Origin of the sequence: Deinococcus budaensis (assembly GCF_014201885.1) — a bacterium.
GTDB lineage: Bacteria > Deinococcota > Deinococci > Deinococcales > Deinococcaceae > Deinococcus > Deinococcus budaensis.
Genome location: NZ_JACHFN010000001.1, coordinates 159,878 through 174,801, shown reverse-complemented (window position 1 = coordinate 174,801; position 14,924 = coordinate 159,878). Strand labels below are relative to the sequence as shown.

13 protein-coding genes are annotated in these 14,924 nt (G+C 70.8%); 7 read left to right on the top strand and 6 right to left on the bottom strand.

Features of this window, described 5'->3' with window-relative positions; all coding sequences use genetic code 11:
* Positions 1 to 41: 41 nt before the first annotated feature.
* Genes HNQ09_RS00870 through aroE form a run of 3 tightly spaced genes read right to left on the bottom strand, consistent with a single transcriptional unit; the run spans position 42 to position 5,571 of the window.
* On the bottom strand, positions 42 to 1,355 hold the full coding sequence (locus HNQ09_RS00870) for a hybrid sensor histidine kinase/response regulator (protein ID WP_184024200.1): 1,314 nt from the start codon (positions 1,353 to 1,355) through the stop codon (positions 42 to 44).
* Positions 1,352 to 4,717 (bottom strand): PAS domain S-box protein, encoded by a 3,366-nt coding sequence (locus HNQ09_RS00865; protein ID WP_343057559.1) that lies wholly within the window; start codon positions 4,715 to 4,717, stop codon positions 1,352 to 1,354. The genes HNQ09_RS00870 and HNQ09_RS00865 overlap by 4 nt, the downstream gene beginning before the upstream one ends.
* On the bottom strand, positions 4,714 to 5,571 hold the full coding sequence (aroE, locus tag HNQ09_RS00860; protein ID WP_184024198.1) for a shikimate dehydrogenase: 858 nt from the start codon (positions 5,569 to 5,571) through the stop codon (positions 4,714 to 4,716). The genes HNQ09_RS00865 and aroE overlap by 4 nt, the downstream gene beginning before the upstream one ends.
* A gap of 276 nt (positions 5,572 to 5,847) precedes the next feature.
* On the opposite strand from aroE, the gene HNQ09_RS00855 reads away from it, so the two are divergent.
* The 6 genes from HNQ09_RS00855 (at position 5,848) to cdd (ending at position 10,179) form a co-directional block, all read left to right on the top strand.
* A complete protein-coding gene (locus tag HNQ09_RS00855; protein ID WP_184024196.1) occupies positions 5,848 to 6,927 on the top strand; it encodes a PhoH family protein in 1,080 nt (359 codons plus the stop codon).
* An 88-nt stretch (positions 6,928 to 7,015) separates the two neighbouring features.
* Positions 7,016 to 7,237, top strand: coding sequence for a hypothetical protein (locus HNQ09_RS00850; protein WP_184024194.1), 222 nt, complete (start codon positions 7,016 to 7,018; stop codon positions 7,235 to 7,237).
* A gap of 47 nt (positions 7,238 to 7,284) precedes the next feature.
* Positions 7,285 to 7,755 (top strand): rRNA maturation RNase YbeY, encoded by a 471-nt coding sequence (gene ybeY, locus HNQ09_RS00845; protein ID WP_184024192.1) that lies wholly within the window; start codon positions 7,285 to 7,287, stop codon positions 7,753 to 7,755.
* A gap of 10 nt (positions 7,756 to 7,765) precedes the next feature.
* Positions 7,766 to 8,146: a diacylglycerol kinase family protein gene (locus HNQ09_RS00840; RefSeq protein WP_184024190.1), complete on the top strand. Its 381-nt coding sequence runs from the start codon at positions 7,766 to 7,768 to the stop codon at positions 8,144 to 8,146.
* A gap of 238 nt (positions 8,147 to 8,384) precedes the next feature.
* Positions 8,385 to 9,725, top strand: a complete 1,341-nt coding sequence (locus HNQ09_RS00835; protein ID WP_184024188.1) for a hemolysin family protein — start codon at positions 8,385 to 8,387, stop codon at positions 9,723 to 9,725.
* Positions 9,718 to 10,179, top strand: a complete 462-nt coding sequence (cdd, locus tag HNQ09_RS00830) for a cytidine deaminase (RefSeq protein ID WP_343057558.1) — start codon at positions 9,718 to 9,720, stop codon at positions 10,177 to 10,179. Before HNQ09_RS00835 ends, cdd begins: the two co-directional genes overlap by 8 nt.
* Here cdd and HNQ09_RS00825 read toward each other — a convergent pair whose 3' ends face one another.
* The 3 genes from HNQ09_RS00825 to HNQ09_RS00815 all read right to left on the bottom strand — a co-directional run bounded on the left by HNQ09_RS00825 (position 10,180) and on the right by HNQ09_RS00815 (position 13,742).
* Positions 10,180 to 10,788 (bottom strand): hypothetical protein, encoded by a 609-nt coding sequence (locus HNQ09_RS00825; protein WP_184024185.1) that lies wholly within the window; start codon positions 10,786 to 10,788, stop codon positions 10,180 to 10,182.
* A gap of 707 nt (positions 10,789 to 11,495) precedes the next feature.
* Positions 11,496 to 12,824 carry an isocitrate lyase gene (gene aceA / locus HNQ09_RS00820; RefSeq protein ID WP_184024182.1) on the bottom strand — a complete coding sequence of 443 codons (1,329 nt, stop codon included), beginning with the start codon at positions 12,822 to 12,824 and terminating at the stop codon, positions 11,496 to 11,498.
* A 285-nt stretch (positions 12,825 to 13,109) separates the two neighbouring features.
* On the bottom strand, positions 13,110 to 13,742 hold the full coding sequence (locus HNQ09_RS00815; protein WP_184024179.1) for an HAD family hydrolase: 633 nt from the start codon (positions 13,740 to 13,742) through the stop codon (positions 13,110 to 13,112).
* A gap of 150 nt (positions 13,743 to 13,892) precedes the next feature.
* Between HNQ09_RS00815 and HNQ09_RS00810 the strand changes: the two genes are divergently transcribed.
* Positions 13,893 to 14,909, top strand: a complete 1,017-nt coding sequence (locus HNQ09_RS00810; RefSeq protein WP_184024176.1) for a DHH family phosphoesterase — start codon at positions 13,893 to 13,895, stop codon at positions 14,907 to 14,909.
* Positions 14,910 to 14,924 lie beyond the last annotated feature (15 nt).

The window sequence follows — 14,924 nt, the reverse complement described above, 5'->3', positions numbered from 1 at the left end:
GGCCGGAGGAATGGCCGCCGGCCCCCCGAACCAGCGGTGAATCAGAGGCTCTGCCCCCCCACGCCGGAGGGCGCCCAGTCCAGATCGGCTGAATCCAGATCGGCCGAGTCCAGATCGGCAGAGTCCAGGCCGGTGGCCGGGTCCAGGCCGTCGTCCTCGTCCTCGTCGGGGGGCGGCAAGCACACCACGAAGGTGGCGCCGCCGCCGGGCGTGTCCTGCACCTCGATGCTGCCGCCGTGCGAGTTCACGACCTGCTGCGCGATGGTGAGGCCCAGGCCGGTCGAGCCGGCCTCCTTGCCCCGGTAGAACTTGTCGAAGATGCGCGGCTTGATGTGGTCGGGAATACCGGGGCCACGGTCGATCACCCACGCGCACACCCGCCCGCCCTCCTCCTGCCGGGCCTCGACGTGCACCAGCTCGGGACTGCCGCAGACCCGGATCGCGTTGCTGACGAGGTTGACAAACACCTGGGTGAGCCGCCCCGGATCGCCCACGATCTCCAGGTCGGGCGCGTCCACCCGCACCCCGTAGTCGCGCCCCACCTGCCGGACGATATTGCCCAGGTTCACGAAATGCATCTCGATCCCCTGCACCAGTTCGCCGCGCGAGAGTTGCAGCAGGTCGTTGACCAGCCGGGTCATGTTCTCGGCCACCCGCTGGGCGTCGAGCAGGGTCTGCGAGCCGCCCGCCTCGCGCTCGGCGCGGCGCAGGTAGCCCAGCAGGGCGGTCAGCGGCGTGCGCAGCTCGTGGCTGGTCTCGGCCAGAAAGGTCTTCTGGAGGTTCAGCGCTTCCTCGAGCTGTTTGGCCTGGGTTTCCAGGCGCTGGCGCTGGCCTTCCGCGATGCCGCGCAACCTCTCGACCTCCTCCAGCCGGGCGCGCAGCGAGAGGTTGAGTTCGCGGACCTCCTGCTCGGCGCGTTCGCGGCGGTCGCGGGCGTCGGCCTCCGCGACGGCGCGCCGGACGCTGGGGCTGAGGCGCTCGAGGCGCTGCTTGAGGATGTAGTCGGTGACCCCCTGGCTGAGGGTGTCCACCGCCACCTCCTCGCCCATCGCGCCCGTCACGATGATGAAGGGGCGGTGCGGGGCGCGCTGGTGCGCGGCGTGGAAAGCCGAGAGGCCGTCGTAGCCCGGCAGCGCGTAGTCGCTGAGAATCAGGTGGGGGCGGTGCCCCTCCAGGGCGTCCAGAAACCCCGGCTCGTCCTCGACCCGCTCGATCTCGATCGGCCAGGGCAGCTCGCCGAGGTGCATTGCCACAAGCTCGTGGTCGAGTTCGTTGTCCTCCAGGTGCAGGATGCGCAGGGCCTCGCCCGGCTCGGGCAGCGCGCGTTCCGACAGCGCCTGTTGCGAAAGGGTCATGCGGGGGCCTCCTGGGGAGCGCCGCTCAGGGGCAGCGTGACCTGGAAGGTCGCCCCCTCGCCGGGCACCGCCTCGGCCTGAACGCGGCCCCCGTGGCGCACGACGATGCGGCGGACATTGGCGAGGCCGATTCCCGTTCCCTCGAACTCCTCGGCGCGGTGCAGACGTTGAAACACACCGAACAGTTTATCCGTGTAGCGGGGGTCGAAGCCCACGCCGTTGTCGCGCACCGTCACCGTCACCTCCTCGCCGGCCAGCTGGGCCTGCACCCAGACGCGGGCGTGCTCGCGGGTGCGCGAGTATTTCAGCGCGTTGGACAGCAGGTTGGCAAACACCTGGGTGAGCAGCGCCGCGTCGCCCTGCACGGTGGGCAGCGGCCCGAGGTCCAGCGTCACGTCGCGGCCTGCGCGGTCGGGTTCCAGGGACGCCCAGACCTCGCGCACGACGCCTCCCAGGTCCACCGGGCCGCGCCGCAGCTCCTGACGGCCCATCCGCGAGAACTCCAGCAGGTCGTCGATCAGGCGGCTCATGCGCCCGGCCGCGTCGGTGATCACGCCCAGGTACCGCTCGCTTTTGGGGGACAGGCTGCCCGCCGCGTCCTTGCGCAGCAGGTCGCCAAAGCCCACGATGTGGCGCAGGGGCGTTCGCAGGTCGTGCGACACGCTGTAGGAAAACGCCTCCAGCTCGCGGTTGGCGTCCTGAAGCTCCAGGGTGCGCAGCTGCACCCGCTCCTCCAGCGACGTGTTGAGCGCCCGCAGGTCGGCCTGGGCCGCCTCGGCTTCCAGCCGCAGCGCGTCGTTGTCGAGCGCGGTGGCAAAGCGTTGGGCAAGTTCCAGCGCGAGGTCGTGGTCGCGGTCGGTGGGTGCCTGGCGGTAGGTCAGGCCCAGCACGCCCCGCGCGGCGCCGTTGCGCCCGGCCAGCGGGTAGAGCATGGCCCCGGCGGCCCCGACCTCGTAGAGCAGCGGCGAATCCTCGGCGTGGACGAACACCGGGTCCTCGCCGCGCAGCGCTTGCGTGACGGCGGCGCGGGTCGCTCCCCGCGCGGCGGGCGAGACGCCTTCCGGGTCGAGGCGCGAGGCCGCCAGCAGCCTCAGCTCGGGCGCGGTCCCCCACAGCCCGGCGCCCTCGGTCAGCCGCCCGGTGATCAGGTCGAGCGCGGCCCGGTAGTGCGCCCCGCGCGAGGCGAGCGGGTCCTCGGCCCGCGCCGAGAGCCGCTCGGAGACGTTGGCCAGCAGCCGCGCGGCGGCCTCGGCGTACACCTGGTCGTCCACGTCGGTGCTGGTGCCCACCCATTCGGCCACCTCCTCGCGGCCGCCGCCCCCGTCTTGCGCTGCCCCCCCGGCCTGAGGCCCGGCGCCGCGGTGCACCGGCAACCCGCGCGTCACGAAGGTGCGGTAGCGGCCCTCCTTGCTCAGCAGGCGGTGCTCGGCCTCGAAGGGGCGCCCGGCGCGCACGGCGGCGGCCCAGCGGGCCTGGTACTCGGCGCGGTCTTCGGGGTGCAGCAGGCTCAGGAAGCCGAAGCGGGCGCGGTCCTGGCCCACGTACTCGTCCCAGCGGCGGTTGAAGTAGGTGGGCTGGCCCTGGGGGTCGGTGAGCCACACGATCTGCGGCATGCCCTCCACCACCGCGCGGTAGCGCTCGCCGTTGCGCTGCGCGAGCTGTTCGGCCTCCAGGCGGTCGTGGATGTCGGTGGCCGAGGCCACCCACTCGGTCACCCGGCCCCCTCCCGGCCCGCCCGCGCCCGGCTCGACCGAGATCGGCGCCACCCGCAGCACGAACCAGCGGTAGGTCCCGCCCTCCCCGACGGCCAGCCGCACCTCGCTCTGGGCGCGCTCGCCCGAGGCGTAGGCGTCTTCCCACATCCGGGCATAGACGGGGCGGTCTTCGGGATGGACCCGCTCGCGCACGCCCGCTTGGTTTTCCGGGGAGCCGTCCGGCGCAACCGGGGCCAACCGCTCGCGGTGCTGGGCGTTCACGTAGGTGACCTGCCCCTGGGGGTCACTCACCCACAGGATGTGCGGAATGGCGTCGAGCACCGCGCGCGACCGGCGCTCTCCGGCCTGCACGGCCCGCTCGGCTTCCAGGCGCCCGGTCACGTCGCGCACGACCTCCAGCAGCCCCAGGACCTCGCCCCCGGCCCCGGTCACCTCGCTGCGCTGGGCCTCGCCGGAAAAGACCGTGCCGTCGGCGCGGCGGTACGGGGTGGTGAGCGCCTGAAAGGCCGCGCGGTTTTCCAGGCGGCGGTCCACGTGCAGCCGGGACAGCGGCTGGCCGATCAAGGCTTCGGGCGTGTGCCCGAACTGCGAGGCCAGCGCCCGGTTGACCAGCTGCACCCGCCCCGAGAGGTCCGCGAAGACCGCCGCGTCCTGAATCGACTGGAAGATCGCCTCGAACTCGGCGCGCGAGCGCTCCAACCGGGCGCGCGACAGCGAGAGGGTGGCGGACGCCTCCTCGGCCCGCTGCCGGGCACGCACCTGCGCCTGCATCAGCAAAAAGGCCAGCCCCGCCACCAGCAGCCCCGCCACCAGCACCGCCACCGGCACCGCCGCCGCCGCGTCGCGCCCGAAGCTGCCCGGCGCGCTGAAGACGAGCTGCCACTGCGCGCCCGCCGTGTTCACGCGGGTCGCCGCGCTGAACGCGGCCTGTCCGGGCAGGGCGGCGAACGCTGATCCCCCCAGCGGCTGCCCGTTGAGCAGCGTGCGGACCGTCACGCCGGGGGTGGCGTCAGGCGGCGTCAGGCCCGCCAGAAACTGATCGGTGCGCAGCGCGAGGTAGACCAGACCTTCAAGCTGGCCCGCCTCGCGCACCGGCAAAAACAGCAGCATGCCGTTCAGCGGCTGGCCGTCCGGGCCGCGCTGCACCAGCTTGACCGGCTGGCTCACCTGGATGTCCTCGCGCTCGCGCGCCAGCAAGATCGCCTCGCGGCGGCGGGGTTCGGCCATCATGTCAAAGCCCAGGGCGGCCCGGTTCACGTCGGCCAGCGGCGCGATGCGCTCGATGGTGGCCCGCGCCGGGCGGCCCGGTGGCCCGCTCCAGCGCACGAACCCCACGGCCAGCACGCCCGGAAAGCGCCGGCGCAGGTCGAGGTTGTCCACATAGGTGGAAAAGGTGGTCTGGTCCGGCCCCTGCTCCACCCGCCAGAACGAGCGGCTGGCGCGCAGCAGGTTCTCGTAGTCGCTCAGGCGGTCACGCAGGCTGGCGGTGTGGGCGCTCACCTCGCGGCCAAAGCGCGCCTCCTGCTGGTCGAGCACGAAGCGGTGCAGCAGCGCCGCCGCCACCACGCTCAGCAGCAGCACCAGCACCAGCACCGCCAGCGGCAGGTGATGCCCCGCCGGAAAGCCCCGCCTCAGGCCGCGCCTCACGCTTCCTCCAGCGCCGCGAGCAGCGCCCCGGCCGGCACGTCCACTCCGGTCCAGGCCCGGAACGCCAGCCTGGCCTGGTGCGCGAGCATGCCCAGGCCGTTCTCGGCGCGGACCCCGGCGGCGCGGGCGTCTTGCAGCAGCCGGGTCTCGCGGGGGCTGTACACCATGTCGTAGACCAGGGCGCCGGGGGCCAGCGCGGAGAAGTCGAAGCCCGGCAGCGGCGTTTGCCCCGGCGCGTCCAGCCCGGCGCTGGAGGCGTTGACGATCAGGCGGACCTGGGGCCAGGGAACGGCAGCGAGATCGGCGGCCCGGACCTCCGCTCCGGCCTCTGCCTGCGCCCAGGAGGCGGCCAGTTCTTCCGCCCGCACCCGGGTCCGGTTGACGATCAACACGTCGCGTTTCATCAGGATCAGGGCGGTGTAGACCGCCGCCCTGGCCGCTCCACCCGCACCCAGCACGACGACGGGTCCGGCCACTGCTCGGTCGCCGGCAGCTCCCACGCCCAACCCGTGCAAGGCGGCCAGCAGCCCCGGCGCGTCGGTGTTCTCTCCGATCAGCCGCCCGCCCCGGTGAATCACCGTGTTCACCGCCCCGACCGCCCGCGCCGCGTCCGACAGCTCGTCGAGCCAGGGGAGCGCCGCTTCCTTGTGCGGCAGGCTGAGGTTGGCGCCCAGGGTGCCGGGGGTCCGCAGGCGGGCCAGGGCGGCGGGCAGGTCAGGCGCAGGCACCCGCAGCGCCGTGTACTCGCCCGGCAAGCCCGCATGGGCGAAAGCGGCGCGGTGCAGGGCGGGCGAGCGGGAATGCGCGGCGGGGTCGGCATACAGGTAGGCGCGCAGCGCGCCGGAAGGGTTCACGCCCGCAAGTCTAGAGCACGCCCTGGGCCAGAAACAGCGCCGTTTTTCTCGTCGTGCGCTGGCGCCGTTCTCCTCTCTGCCCGCAGGCTCGCCACGGCGGGCGGCGGTTCCGGCGGGAAATGTGGATCATCCCACGCCCGGGTCCGGCCGCACGCCAGACAATAGGGGCGTTGCAATGCCCTCCCCCTTCCAGACTCCCGCCAGCACACCACTGGGGGGAGAGTGCGCTTTGACGCGCCGAGTTCAGGGGGCCGACGTGCCCCGACAGGAGTCCAGTTGACAGACCGCACCCCCGGCCAGCCCACCCCCCTGCCCCCCACCGCGACCGAGGCGGCGGGCGCGGGCGTCTCCGCCACCCTGCAATTGCACAACCAGCGCGAGGCCTTCGAGCTGCTCGGCGCGGGCGACGCCAACCTGCGCCGGATGCGCGAGCTGACCCCGGCCAAGATCACCACGCGCGGCGAGACGGTCACCATCACCGCCGACAGCGCCGAGACCTTGCAGGCCGCCGAGCGGATGGTGCGCGACGCCCTCGACGTGGTGCGGTCGGGCGGCGAGCTGACCCCCGAGAGCCTGCTGCGCAGCGCCCGGCTCAGCGGCGAGGGCCGCAGCCTGGCGCAAGAAACCCAGGTCTCGGGCCTGAGCCTGCCGCGCGGCCTCAAGCCCAAGACGCCCGGCCAGAAGGTCTACCTCGACAAGATCGAAGGCGCGGACATCACCTTCGGGGTCGGTCCTGCCGGAACGGGCAAAACCTACCTCGCGGTGGCGATGGCGGTGCAGGCCCTCAAGGCCAAGAAGGTCAAGCGCATCATCCTGACCCGCCCGGCGGTCGAGGCGGGCGAGAAGCTGGGCTTTTTGCCCGGCGACCTCCAGGCCAAGATCGACCCCTACCTGCGCCCCCTCTACGACTCGCTTCAGGACATGCTCGACCAGGAGAAGTTCGAGTCGTACCTCACCAGCGGCGTGATCGAGATCGCTCCCCTCGCCTTTATGCGCGGGCGCACCCTCAACGACGCCTTTATCATCCTGGACGAGGCGCAGAACACCACCGGCGAGCAGATGAAGATGTTCCTGACGCGCATGGGGTACTCCTCCAAGGTCGTGGTGACGGGTGACGTGACCCAGATCGACCTGCCGCGCCACATCACCTCCGGGCTGGCGGTCGCCAAGCGGGTGCTGAGCCGCATCGAGGGCATCGCCTGGCACGAATTCACCGAGGTGGACGTGGTGCGCCACCCCCTGGTCGGCCGCATCATCAAGGCCTACGAGGCCGCCGAGGACGCCGAGGAGGACAAGCGCGCCGCCCGCCGGGGCGAGTTCGCCTCCATCCCCGAGGCCGAGGGCGACCGCCCCTGACCCCCCCACGCACGGCCGGCCCCGCCCACCGCGGGGCTTTTGCCTGTCTCCCCACCCAGACCGTCCCGTCCCCCAGAGGAGAAGACCCATGCCCACCAGCTCCAGCGGCCTGAGCCTGGAACGGCTCGCCGTGCGCGTCTTGCTGCGGCTTCAAGCCGAGCCGGGGCGCTACACCGCCCGCAGCCTGGCCCGCGAACTCGGGGAGACGGCCAACCGGGTCAACCGCGTGATTCTCGCCATCGAGGCGGAGGCCGGGGTGCAGCGGCAGGGCGCCTACGGGGCCATCACGGTCGGGGGCCGGGAGGACTGACCCCGCGCGCTCCCCACCCCCACGCGCTGTCCCCTATCCTTGACCCCGTGATCGACCTCGTGGCCCGCAAGACCCCGCCCCCCGGCCTGCGCCCGGCCCTGCGCGCTTCCCTGGCGGCGGCGATGCGCCATTTCGGCGTTCAGGACCGCGAGGTCACGGTCGTGCTGGTGGGCGACCGCGCGATCCGGGCGCTCAAACGCGAACACTGGGGCGAGGACGCCCCCACCGACGTGCTGAGCTTTCCAACCTGGGAACCGGGCGACCCCTTCATGCCGCCGCACCTGGGCGACATCATCATCAGCCTGGACACGGCGGGGCGGCAGGCGGCGGCGCGCGGCCACAGCCTGACGCGCGAGGTGGCGCTGCTCGCCAGCCACGGTCTCGCGCATCTGGTCGGCTTCGATCACCCCCACGCCGAGGGCCTGGGCTTCGAGGAAGGCGCGACCGGGCCGGAGTGGCAGGTCTTCCACGACGCCTGGGAGGCGGCGCGGGCGGCGCTTCCCCCCGAGTCCTCGTGAGGCCCGGCGCATGAACCCGGGCGGCTCGGCCCTCTCCTGGCGGCGCTGGGTGCGCTCGGCAGGGTACGCCTGGGCGGGCATCGCCCACACCTACCGGGCGCAACCCAACTTCCGCATCGAGGTCTGGGCGGGGGCCGTGGCGCTGGGGCTGGCCGTGGGCCTGCGGGTTCCCCCCACCCCCATCCTGCTGGCGTGCGCGCTGGTGCTGGGGCTGGAGCTGCTGAACACGGCGCTGGAGGCGGCGGTGGACCTCGCCAGTCCGGAATGGCAGCCGCTCGCCAAGGTCGCCAAAGACGCGGCGGCGGGCGCCGTGCTGGTGGCGAGCCTGGGGGCGCTGCTGGTCGGGGTGGTGGAGCTGGGGCCTCCCCTGCTGCGGCTTATGACTTTCTGAAGGTCGCCGAAGGTTCCGCCGGTCTCAATAATGGCGGCCGGGGGTGTGTTAAGCTCCCCATCGCCTATGGAGCCTCCCAGTTCTGGCTCTGACCTGACGCCCGGTTTGCACCGCCTGCGGGCGGCGTTTTACTGTGGCCCCCCCAACCGGTACCCGACGCCCGGCCCGCTTCTGCGGCAGCCGGGTGGGCAGCATGTGCCTGTGCGGCAAGCCGGGGCGCGATGGAGCGCGCCCACCCATGAATGACTTTCTCGGCATCGTTGCCCTCTTCGTGCTGGTCCTCCTGAACGGGTTTTTCGTCGCGGCGGAGTTCGCGCTGGTCAGCGTGCGGCGCACCCGCATCGACCAGCTGGCCGACGAGGGCAACGTCACCGCCCGCGCGACCCAGGGCGCCCTGAAAAACCTCGACCTGTATATCGCTGCGACCCAGCTCGGCATCACCATGGCCTCGCTGAGTATCGGTTTTGTGGCCGAGCCTGCCATCGAGCACCTCGTTCACCCGCTGCTGGGCGACACGGCCCTCAGTGAGGGGCAGATCACGGCGCTGTCCTTTGGCATCGCCTTTACCATCAGCACGATCTTGCACATCGTGTTCGGGGAGCTGGCGCCCAAGTCGTGGGCCTTGCAGCGCTCCGAGCAGGTGTCCCTGCTGGTCACCCGGCCACTGCTGATCTTTACGGCCGTCTTCAAGTGGGCCATCGTGGGCCTCAACGCGATGGGCAACGGCGTGGTCCGCATGTTCGGCCTGCGCGGGGTCGCCGGGCACCACGCGGCCTACTCGGAAGAGGAAATCCGCATGATCGTCGGCGCGTCGAGCCAGGAAGGCGTGCTGGAGGACGACGAGAAAGAACTCGTCTACAACGTCTTCGATCTGTCCGACACCACCGTGCGCGAGGTGATGACGCCGCGCATCGACATGGTGCTGGTGGACGGCGCCAGCCCGCTCAGGAGGCTGCTGGAGCTGAACACCGAACACGGCTACTCGCGGGTGCCGGTGTATCAGGACACCGCCGACAACATTGTGGGGATCGCGCACACTTCCGACATGCTGCGGCACCTCGACATGCTGGACGAGACCCTGATCGCGGACGTGATGCGCCCGGTCTTTTTCGTGCCGGAGGGCATGAAGATCAAGGACCTGCTGGCCAAGATGCGCGAGAAGAAGTCGCACCTGAGCATCGTGGTAGACGAGTTTGGCGGCACCTCGGGCCTGGTCACGCTGGAAGACGCCCTGGAAGAGATCGTGGGCGAGATCTACGACGAGACCGACGATGAGGAGGTGGCCCTGATCGAGGTGCTGGGCGAAGGCCTGTACCTGATGGACGCTTCTCTCACCGTGGGCGAGGTCGAGGAGCGGCTGGGCAGCAACCTGGAAGACGGCGACGGCGAGTACGATACCCTCTCGGGGTTCATGACCAGCCATTTCGGGGACATTCCGGAGGTCGGCCAGAGCTTCGTGCACGGGGGCTGGGCCTTCACGGTCGAGGAGGCCGACCAGCGCCGCGTCACCCGGGTGCGGGTCGAGCGCGCCCCCGAGGTCATGGTCTTTGGCGTGCAGGAGGAACATTCCCGTGACTAGCATTCCCGTGACCGACGACAATCCCCTGGGCCTGACCCCCGACCCCCAACTGCTCGACGGCGCAAAAGCCGCCTTCAAGCAGGCCTACGCCCCCTACAGCCGCTTCCGGGTGGGCGCGGCCCTGCGCACGCCAGAGGGCCAGGTCTATTTCGGCGCCAACGTCGAGAACGCTAGCTACGGCCTGGGCCGCTGCGCCGAGCAGTCGGCGGTGCAGGCGATGGCGACCGCCGGAGGGCGCGAGTTCACCGATATCGTGGTGTACTCGGAAGCCTCCCCGCCCGCCAGCCCCTGCGGCGCCTGCCGTCAGGTGCTGTTCGAGTTCGCCCCGGACGCCCGGGTGGTCTGCACCAACCAGCACGGCGACGTGGTCAGCGGGCACGTGCGCGACTTTCTGCCGCACGGCTTCCGGCTGGAGCAGCGGGACGACGGGCATGATGAGGTGGGGAAGGAATAATCACGGCCAGAGGGCCGACGAGGTGGAGGGGCGGCACTCCGCCTCTTTTTTGCTGCCTTCAAGGGTGGTCACGGTGAGCGGTTGGAGGGTCGGGAGGGCGTAGCGGGTCGTCGTGGTGAGCCGTCCAGTGGCGTATCCACCGTTCGGGCCGAATACCTCGCTGCTCATCGCCACGCACAGGTCGCGGTCCCGGAACCACAACCGCTCGATCTGTGAGACGCTCCGCTGCTTGCCCGTCAGGACCGGATAGGGTACGGCGGCCCTGCCACCAGCGGACAGGTTCCATAACCGCACCGTGTTCGCCCCTGCCCCGATCAAGTACTGGCCGTCTCCGGTCCAGAGGAGGCGCTGCACGTTGCTGTTTTTGAGCGTCTGGACGGGTTGACCGGGCTGCGCCAAGTACACCGTGCAAGGCTGGTACTTGGCGAAATCGTGGCAAAAGCGGAGCGCCGCCGCGTCCCCACGCGGGGACATCAGCGGCGGGTCGTGATAAACCCGTTCGTCGTACCAGGGCGTCAGGCCATCGATTTTGACCGAGCCTGCCGCCCCGAAGCCGATGGTCAGGGAGCCACCTTGCGGAGCAGTCAAAGCCAGCAGAAGCGCGAGCATGCCTCACCCTACGCAGGCTGCATGACGGCGGGGTGACCCAATCCCAACTTCAACGGCAAAACCAGAGGTCAGAGGAGACGGTCTGCCGACCCATCAGCTTCAAACTGGGGACCGCATACCGAGTCACCTCTCCACCAGTACGCACACAGGCGCTGTTTTTGCCCAGCCCCAGCGGGGGATCACCCTCTATCTCGCTCCCAGGAACCACGGCCCGAGTGCCACCCCGCATATTCCAGAGTCTCAATGTGTTGCGTCCTGCCCCCAGGAGAAATCGTCCGTCTGTCGTCCAGAGGAGACTCAGCACATCACTGTTTTTCAGAGTCAGTGGTGGGCGGCCGGGCGAAACAAGGCGGACGGAGCAGCCGGTAAAGCGCAGCCTTTCCCAGCAAAAGCGCACGGCTGCCGCCCGCTTACTGGGCGCATAGAGCGTCTCAATTTGAGACCAATTCACGTCGTCGGCTTCAGGCTCGGTTGGTGGGGACACGCGAACCACTGCTCCCTCAGGAAAAGACACCGAGACCGGCTGGGCGGACGCGAGGGCAGCCAGCAGAAGTGCAACCATGCCCCAGGCTACGAACCCCGCATGACACTGGGGTGACGCCAACACCGAAGGGAAGAACCTCCCCACGGCTCTCCCCTCCCCCCGGCGATCCTAACGTGAGCGCTTTCGCTGGCGGCTGGCCGCTGGAAGCTGGCCGCCCTCCCCCTCAGTCGTGCGCGCCCGCCGCCACCCGCTCCTTGCCGAACTGCTGCGCTTCGGTGCTGCCCGCCAGCGCCGTCGTGCTGCTCTGGCCACCGCCCGCCGCCTGCGCCACGAGGTCGAAATAGCCGGTGCCGACCTCGCGCTGGTGCTTGACGGCGGTGAAGCCCCGCTCCTGGGCGGCAAATTCCTTCTCCTGCAACTCCACGAAGCTCGTCATCTGGTTGCGGGCGTAGCCGTAAGCCAGCTCGAACATCGAGTGGTTCAGCGAGTGAAAGCCCGCCAGGGTGATGAACTGGAACTTGTAGCCCAGCTTGCCGAGTTCGACCTGAAACCTGGCGATGGTCTCGTCGTCGAGGTTCTTCTTCCAGTTAAAGCTGGGCGAGCAGTTGTAGGCGAGCAGCTTGCCGGGAAACTGGGCGTGGACGGCCTCGGCAAACTTGCGGGCGTCTTCCAGGTTGGGCACCGAGGTCTCGCACCAGATCACATCGGCGTAGGGGGCGTAGGCCAGGGCACGGGAGATGGCCTGTTCGATGCCGGGCCGGACATAGTAGAAGCCTTCGGGGGTGCGCTCGCCGGTCGTGAAGGGCTTGTCGTTGTCGTCCACGTCGCTGGTGAGCAGGTTGGCGGCGTCGGCGTCGGTGCGGGCGATCAGCACCGTGGGCACGCCGGACACGTCGGCGGCGAGGCGGGCCGCGTTCAGCGTGCGGATGAACTGGCTGGTGGGCACCAGCACCTTGCCCCCCAGGTGCCCGCACTTCTTTTCCGAGGCGAGCTGGTCCTCGAAATGCACCCCCGCCGCGCCCGCCTCGATCATCGCCTTCATCAGCTCGAAGGCGTTCAGGGGGCCGCCGAAGCCCGCCTCCGCGTCGGCCACGATAGGCACGAAGTAGTCGATGTCGCCCGCGCCCTCGGCGTGCTGAATCTGGTCGGCGCGGCGCAGGGTCTGGTTGATGCGCCGCACCACGTCGGGCACGCTGGAGGCGGGGTAGAGGCTCTGGTCGGGGTACATCTGCCCGGCGTTGTTGGCGTCGGCGGCGACCTGCCAGCCGCTGAGGTAGATCGCCTTCAGGCCCGCCTTGACCTGCTGCATCGCCTGGTTGCCAGTCAAGGCGCCCAGCGCGTTCACGAAGGGTTCTTCCTTCATTGAGCGCCACAGCTTCTGCGCCCCGTGCCTGGCGAGGGTGTGCTCGACCGGCAGGGAGCCGCGCAGCCGCACCACCTCAGCCGCCGAGTAGTTGCGGCGGATGCCCTGCCAGCGCTCCTCGGTCTGCCAGGTCTTGTCCAGAATCTCGGCGTGGGTGCGGGGGCTGTGCTGTTGGGAGGGGGGGGTCATGGGGGTCTCCTCGGAGGGTGGGGGCGGCGGCTCCTCGCCGGGTGGGGCGAGGAAGGGGGGAGGAACACAGGTGGACGCCAGTTCAGGCGCGGAATAAGGAGGGGCGGACAGGCTGCGGGGGGCGGATGCGGCGCGTGGGGACGGCCCCGGCGTGGTGGGGCGCCTCCCTGGCTGGCCTAGGCCCATTGTGGGGAACCTCACCCCGGCTGCGGCGTGGTGTACCCGGCGTGCCCCGAGGTACACCACACCGGCAGGTACACCACCGCAGCAGGTCAGGACCCAGGGCTAGCCGCCGGCGCCCCACCCCAGCCACGCGGCCAGCTCCCGCTCGAACTCGGCGTGGCGCTCGTGGTGGTAGAGCAGGCCGTGAAATCCGGCCTGGCGGGCGGCGCGAACGTTCTCCTCTACGTCGTCCACAAAAGCGGTCTGCGCGGCGGGCACGCCCATCGCCTCCTCCAACGCGGCGAAGGCGTCCGGGTGGGGCTTTTTCTGGCGCAGTTCATTGCTGAAGACCAGCGCGTCGAAGCGGGCGAAGCGCGGATCGCGGCGCAGGTGGTCGCTGACGACCGGGTAATTGTTGCTCAGCAGGCCGGCGCGCACGCCCCGGGGCAGCCGCGCCAGGGTGGCGTACATCGGCGGGTTGTCGTGGACGCTGCCCAGATACAGGGTCTCGAACTCGGCATAAGGCAGGGTCAGCCCCGTCTCCCGCCGCATCACTTCCCAGAAGTGGGGCAGCGTCCACGCCCCGACCTCCAGCTGCCCCACGTGCCGGAAATAGCTCTCACGCACGCGCTCGACGGGCACGCCGCCGCGCTGGGCAACGTTCCAGGTCGAGCGCCCGTCGAAGGTGCCCACGGTAAACACGCCGCCCCAGTCAAAGGCGACGTGGCGGGCGGCAGGCAGGCTGGGGAGGGTCATATGCCCGGCATTGTGGCGCAGGGGGCGGGGGGGCGCGGCGGCGCTGTTCAGACGCAGCTGTTCAGATGCAGGGCGCAGGCGGACAGCCGGGCGGGGAGGGGGAACCGGGCCGCCCGGGTGAAGCTCAGCCGCGCCCCTATACTCGGCCCCATGAACGGCATGAACGACGCGGCCCCCCGCTACGCCCAGGATGTCGCGGCGGTCGCGGCCAAGCTGCGGGAGCAGGCTGGCCCCATCGTGGTCCTCACGCACGAGAATCCCGACGGCGACGCGCTGGGCAGCGTCCTGGGCCTGACGCGGGCGCTGCGGGCGCTGGGCAAGACGGTGGTCGCGCCGATGGACGTGCCGCGCTTCTTGCGCTTCTTGCCGCAGCCGGGCGAGATCAGCCCCCGGCTGGAAGCCTGGCCCCCGCAGGCGCTGGCCGCCGTGCTCGACGTGGACAACAACGACCCCGGCCGGGTGGCGGGCGCGGACCTGCGGGCCTTTGCGGGCGAGGTCGTGAACATCGACCACCACGGCACCAACCTGCGCCGCGCCGACGCGCTGCTGGTGGACCCTGGCCGCCCCGCCACCGCGATGATGGTGGCCGAGGTGGTGGACGCGCTCGGAGCGCCGTGGTCGGAAGCCATCGCCACGCCGCTGATGCTGGGGCTGACCACCGACACGGGCAACTTCCGCTTCGACAGCGTGACGCCCCAGACCTTCGAGGTCGCCGCGCGGCTGCGGGCGCACGGGGCGCGGCTGGGCTGGCTCAACGACCAGCTCGGCCAGAACCCGCGCTCCTATTACCTGCTGCTGCGCGAGGTGCTGGACACCCTGGAGTTCCTGCACGGCGGCCGGGTGGTGCTGGCGCGGGTGGACGACGCGATGCTCGACCGGGCTGGATCCTCCTGGGAGGACGTGGAGTCCTACGTGAACCTGCTGCGCGGCGCCGAAGGCTCGGTCCTGGCCGTGATGGTCAAGGATTTCGGGGACCGGGTCAAGCTCTCCTTGCGCTCGCGTGGGGGCGTCAGCGCCCAGAACATCGCGGTGGCGCTGGGGGGCGGCGGCCACGTCCCGGCGGCGGGGGCCTCGCTGGCCCTCCCCTACGCCGAGGTGCGCGCCCGGCTGGACGAGGCCATCACGGCGGAACTCGGCCGGGCCGACGCGGCGGCGCCCGCCTCCTGACGCCGGTTCGCCTGC

Excerpts from the sequence above, each read along its gene's own strand:
- HNQ09_RS00870 (WP_184024200.1), bottom strand. The coding sequence starts at position 1,355 with ATGACCCTTTCGCAACAGGCGCTGTCGGAACGCGCGCTGCCCGAGCCG.
- HNQ09_RS00850 (WP_184024194.1), top strand. The coding sequence starts at position 7,016 with ATGCCCACCAGCTCCAGCGGCCTGAGCCTGGAACGGCTCGCCGTGCGC.
- HNQ09_RS00825 (WP_184024185.1), bottom strand. The coding sequence starts at position 10,788 with ATGCTCGCGCTTCTGCTGGCTTTGACTGCTCCGCAAGGTGGCTCCCTG.
- HNQ09_RS00835 (WP_184024188.1), top strand. The coding sequence starts at position 8,385 with ATGAATGACTTTCTCGGCATCGTTGCCCTCTTCGTGCTGGTCCTCCTG.
- HNQ09_RS00815 (WP_184024179.1), bottom strand. The coding sequence starts at position 13,742 with ATGACCCTCCCCAGCCTGCCTGCCGCCCGCCACGTCGCCTTTGACTGG.
- HNQ09_RS00810 (WP_184024176.1), top strand. The coding sequence starts at position 13,893 with ATGAACGGCATGAACGACGCGGCCCCCCGCTACGCCCAGGATGTCGCG.
- HNQ09_RS00840 (WP_184024190.1), top strand. The coding sequence starts at position 7,766 with ATGAACCCGGGCGGCTCGGCCCTCTCCTGGCGGCGCTGGGTGCGCTCG.
- aceA (WP_184024182.1), bottom strand. The coding sequence starts at position 12,824 with ATGACCCCCCCCTCCCAACAGCACAGCCCCCGCACCCACGCCGAGATT.